At 59.2% G+C, this 4,679-nt stretch carries 4 protein-coding genes; 2 read left to right on the top strand and 2 right to left on the bottom strand.

The genetic code is table 11. From position 1 onward, the window contains the following. Both xrtD and AC2FNU_RS24040 read left to right on the top strand, forming a co-directional pair. A partial coding sequence (gene xrtD / locus AC2FNU_RS24045; RefSeq protein WP_496793820.1) for a VPLPA-CTERM-specific exosortase XrtD occupies positions 1–1,441 on the top strand: 1,441 nt, incomplete at its 5' end. Positions 1,442–1,458: 17 nt separating this feature from the next. Further along, positions 1,459–2,559, top strand: coding sequence for an acyltransferase family protein (locus tag AC2FNU_RS24040; protein ID WP_496793818.1), 1,101 nt, complete (start codon positions 1,459–1,461; stop codon positions 2,557–2,559). Positions 2,560–2,567: 8 nt separating this feature from the next. Here AC2FNU_RS24040 and AC2FNU_RS24035 read toward each other — a convergent pair whose 3' ends face one another. After that, positions 2,568–3,818, bottom strand: a complete 1,251-nt coding sequence (locus tag AC2FNU_RS24035) for a glycosyltransferase family 4 protein (RefSeq protein ID WP_496793813.1) — start codon at positions 3,816–3,818, stop codon at positions 2,568–2,570. Then, positions 3,811–4,679: nucleotide sugar dehydrogenase (locus AC2FNU_RS24030; RefSeq protein ID WP_496793808.1), on the bottom strand; the 869-nt coding region annotated here is incomplete at its 5' end. The genes AC2FNU_RS24035 and AC2FNU_RS24030, both read right to left, overlap by 8 nt.

The raw sequence follows: 4,679 nt of genomic DNA, 5'->3' as shown, positions 1-4,679 counted from the left end.
CCACGGGCCGCTGATCCCTGTCATCTCGCTGTATCTGTTCCTGCGGGAATTGCGGAACTTTCCCCCACCCAACCCGGTCATTCATGACCGTTGGCCCGGTGTGGCCGTGGTGGCGGTGGCTTTGGCTATCGCCATATTGGGCAATCTGGCGCGCATCCCGGATATCGTCACCTATGCGATGATCATCTGGACCGGCGGCGTCATGCTTACGGTGTTCGGCTGGCAGCGCGGCATACATCACCAGCTGCCTGTGATCCACCTTGTGTTCATGCTGCCCCTGCCGCAATTCCTGTACTGGAAACTGACGATCTTTCTGCAATGGATTTCGTCCGAGCTGGGCGTCTGGTTCGTCCAGATGGCGGGGGTTTCGGTCTTCATCGAAGGCAATGTCATCGACCTGGGCGTCTACAAGCTGCAGGTGGCCGAAGCCTGTTCGGGCCTGCGCTACCTGTTCCCGATTCTCAGCTTTTCGTATCTCTTCGCCCTGCTCTATCGCGGCCCGATCTGGCACAAGGTGGTTTTGCTGGTCTCAGCCGCGCCGCTGACCGTGCTGATGAATTCCGTCCGCATCGGTGTGATCGGTATTCTGGTTAACCAGAACGGCATCGAACATGCCGAAGGGTTCATGCATTTCTTCGAAGGCTGGATCATCTTCCTGCTCTGCGTCGCTATTCTGTTCCTGATGGCCATCGGCCTGCAGCGCATGGCCCCCAATCCGAAACCCTTTGCCGAGACAATCGATCTGGACACCGAAGGGCTGGCTCCGATTGCGCTGCGTATCTTTGGCATCCGCGCCTCGGTTGCGCTGGCGGCGGCGGCCCTGCTGACTTTGGCGGTGTCCACGGCCTGGGTCCTGCGCCCCGCGTCCGAAGTGCAGCCAGTTGAGCGGGATCCCTTTGTGCTCTATCCCCGCCAGCTTGGAGACTGGTCCGGTTCAACCACCAGCCTTGACCCGCAGGTCGAGCAGGTTTTGGGGGCCAGCGACTATCTCAACGCCACCTATATCGACACCGGCTCAGGTGACTTCGTGAACATGTTCGTGGCCTTTTACGACAAGCAGACCGAAGGCGAAGGCATCCACTCGCCCGAAGTGTGCCTGCCGGTGGGCGGCTGGGAGATTTTCACGCTCGAACCTTATGAGATCAATCCTGGCAACACCCCTTACGGCAGCTTCACAGTGAACCGTGCCGTGATCCAGAAAGAACTGTCAAAACAGCTGGTCTATTACTGGTTCGAGCAGCGCGGCAAACGCATGGTCAATGATTTCCGCGCCAAGTTAAGCGTTATCCAGGACGGCTTTACCATGGGACGCACCGATGGGGCGCTTGTCCGTTTTGTCACCCCCATCCTGCCGGGCGAAACCGAAGCCGAAGCAGACGCGCGGTTGCAAAGGTTCATGGAGCCAAGCCTGAACCGCTTGCCGCAATTTGTTCCATTCTGATCCTGGAGGTGCCCGTAATGAGTGACAGCACCAAGCACATCTCAGCGGTCAGGGCTGTACCCCGTATCGCGGATCGGGCAGACGGGCGGGACAACAACTTCAACCTGATCCGGATCATCGCGGCCACCCTTGTGCTGGTGGCTCATGCCTATCCGCTCAGCCTGGGCGGCGCGTATGGACAGCCTTTTGAATCCGTTCTGCACGGGCTTTCGCTGGGTATGATGTGCGTGTGGGCGTTTTTCGCGATCTCGGGCTTTTTCATCACGCGCAGCTTTGATCGAAAGCCCTCGGCCAAAGCGTTCCTGATCGCTCGGGGGCTGCGCCTGTTTCCCGCGCTGGCCGTTGTCACCCTGATCTCGATCCTGATTGCCGGCTTTGTCCTGACCCAAGCCCCCCCGACGGTTTTCTGGTCAGAGGCTGGTGAGTATTTCATACGCAACATGCTGCTCTTCAAGCTGCAATACGACTTGCCCGGCGTGTTTCAGAACAACCCATATGGGCCCGCAATCAATGGATCGCTCTGGTCACTGTCCTATGAGGTCACGTGCTATGTTGGCGTTCTCATCTGTGGGGTGCTGGGGCTGCTGGGTCACAGAAAGATCTTTGCCGGGATGGCCATCGCATTCCTGTGCTTTTATGCCCTGACCGCCTTTGTCGACCTGAATCCGCGTATCGAAACTCTGACCACACTTGGGCTGCCCTTCCTCTCGGGCATGGTGCTTTACCTGTGGCGCGACGAGATTCCCCTGTCCTGGGGCGTGCTGGCAGGGATGGGTGCGCTGGCCTTTGCGGCCTGGTTCACCCCGCTGTTCCTGCCGGTTTTTGCGATTGCGCTGTCTTATGCGGTCTTTGTTCTGGGATATGCCCAATGGCCGGCTCTGTTACAGTACAACCGCCTGGGGGATTATTCCTACGGGGTCTATATCTACGCCTTTCCCATCCAGCAGCTTGTGGCGCAATCCGGTGTCACAACACCTGCCATCAATATGGCGATCTCTCTGCCCTTCACTTTGTTCTGCGCCGTTCTGTCCTGGCATTTCATCGAAGCCCCGGCCATGCGGTTGAGATACCGCAAGAAAACACCCGGGCAGATCGACACAAAACAAACCGCCAGATAGAGACCCCCCTACCCCTTCCAGATCCGCTTATACGCTGCAATCAGCGCGGGCACCTGATGGGGCCAGGCCATTTCCGCTTCGACCCGGGCACGGCCATAGCGACCCATGGCAGCGCGGCGATCGTCATCCGCCAGAAGTTCGGTGATCTTGTCGGCCATATCCACCGGATCGTTGGCCTTGGCGTAAAGCGAGGCCTCCTGCGCCGAGAACCGCCCCTCGGTCACGTCGAACTGAACGATGGGTTTCTCGAACGCCATATATTCGAGGATCTTGTTCATGGTGGATTTGTCGTTCATCTCGTTCACCCGGTCCGGGTTCACGCAGACATCGGCGGTCGACAGGATCTCGAACAGATCCTGATCTGGGGCACGGCCGGTGAAGGTGACATACTCCGACAGGCCCATTTCAGCAGATTGTTCGCGCAGCTTGTCCAGGCTGGGGCCGCCGCCCACAAGGCAGAACTGGATATCGTCACGCCCCTGCACCTGCACCAGATGCACCACCGACTCCAGCAGCAGGTCGATCCCTTCCTGATCGCCCATGACGCCGACATAACCCACCATGTATCTGCGCCCATTGCGCCAGGCGGGGTTTGGTGGCAGGTGCTGCAACCGGCTGAGGTCTGGGCCCGAGCGGACGATAAACACATCCTCGGGCGCCATGCCACCGCGTTCGATGGCGATCTTGCGATAGCTTTCATTGGTGGCAATCGACACCCGGGCCGAGGCGAAGGTCAGCCGTTCGAACGTCTTCATCAGCTTCCAGAAAAAGCCGCGCTTGTTGAACTTGGCCTCATAAAGCTCGGGGTTGATGTCGTGGTGGTCGAACAGATAGCGCACGCCGAACAGTTTGAAGGGCAGCGCCACCAGAAAGATCAGATCGGGCGGGTTGCAGCCATGGATGACGTGAAAACCGCGGGTGAATTTGATCTTCAGCGCCAGCCAGCTTTCCCAGAACAGCGCCGCGCCATATTCCAGCAGATACCCCAGCGCGCCGCTGGCATCCAAAGGCAGCGGATGGCGATAGACCTTGATGCCTTCATCTTCCCAGACACGTTCCTCGTGCCCCTTGCCGGTGGGGCAGATGACCGAGACCAGCGCGCCAGCAGCCGCCAGCGTGCGCGCCTCCATCCAGACGCGGCGGTCGAAGGGGACCGGCAGGTTTTCAACCACGATCAGAACCTTCAGCCCCTTCAGGGGCTGGCTCTGGCGTAGTTCCTCGAACGAGATCGGTTGCACGGCGGATACAGGGCTAGTCATATTCATAGGTTCTTACCACTTCTGTATCGCCAAGGTTCAGTTCATTGATGATCCGGTTCGACCCGACCACCAGATCCCAGGGTCCGGCCTCGGCCGTGGCATGGTCCACCAGCAGGCTGCCGACATTGGGCAGATGGGTAAAAGCATAGCCCAGGTTCTGTCCGCGCAGATCGGCAGGTTTGATCGCCGGATCATAGACCGACAGCTGATACCCCGCCTGCAGCAGCCGCCGGGCAATATCGACATTGGGGCTTTCGCGCAGATCATCGGTTCCGGCCTTGAAGGCCAGCCCCGCCATCAGCACCCGACCGCCTTCGGGCAGCCGCGCCATGATGTCCTGCGCCTGATAGGTTTTATGCGCCTGATTGGTCTGCAACAGGCTGTCAATCAGATGGGTATGGGCCCCCACCTCACCCGCAATATGCTGCAATGCACGCACATCCTTGGGCAGGCACGAGCCCCCGAACGCGCCGCCCGGACGGGTGTAATAAGCCGAGATGTTCAGCTTGGTGTCCGAGACGAAAATCTCGTGCATGGTTTTGGCCGACACGCCCATGCTGTGGCAGATACGGCCGATCTCATTGGCGAAGGCCACCTTGGTGGCATGCCAGGTGTTGTCGACGAATTTGGTGATCTCGGCCTCTTCAAAAGCGGTATAGAACACCGGCGCATCCAGCCCCTCGTGCATTTCGTCCATCACTGCGGATCGGTTTCCATCGACCGTGCCCACAACGATCTTGGGCGGGTTGAAGAAATCATCCACCGCCGAAGCCTCGCGCAGGAATTCGGGGTTATAGACAATCTCGACCGCCTGCGCCGTCCGGTCGCCCAGATAGCTTTGAAAGATCGGCTCGATCAGTT

It is taken from the genome of Ruegeria sp. BHSB064 (assembly GCF_059613205.1).
The sequence above is the reverse complement of the archived record's forward strand: the minus strand, read 5'-3'. Positions and strand labels throughout refer to the sequence as shown.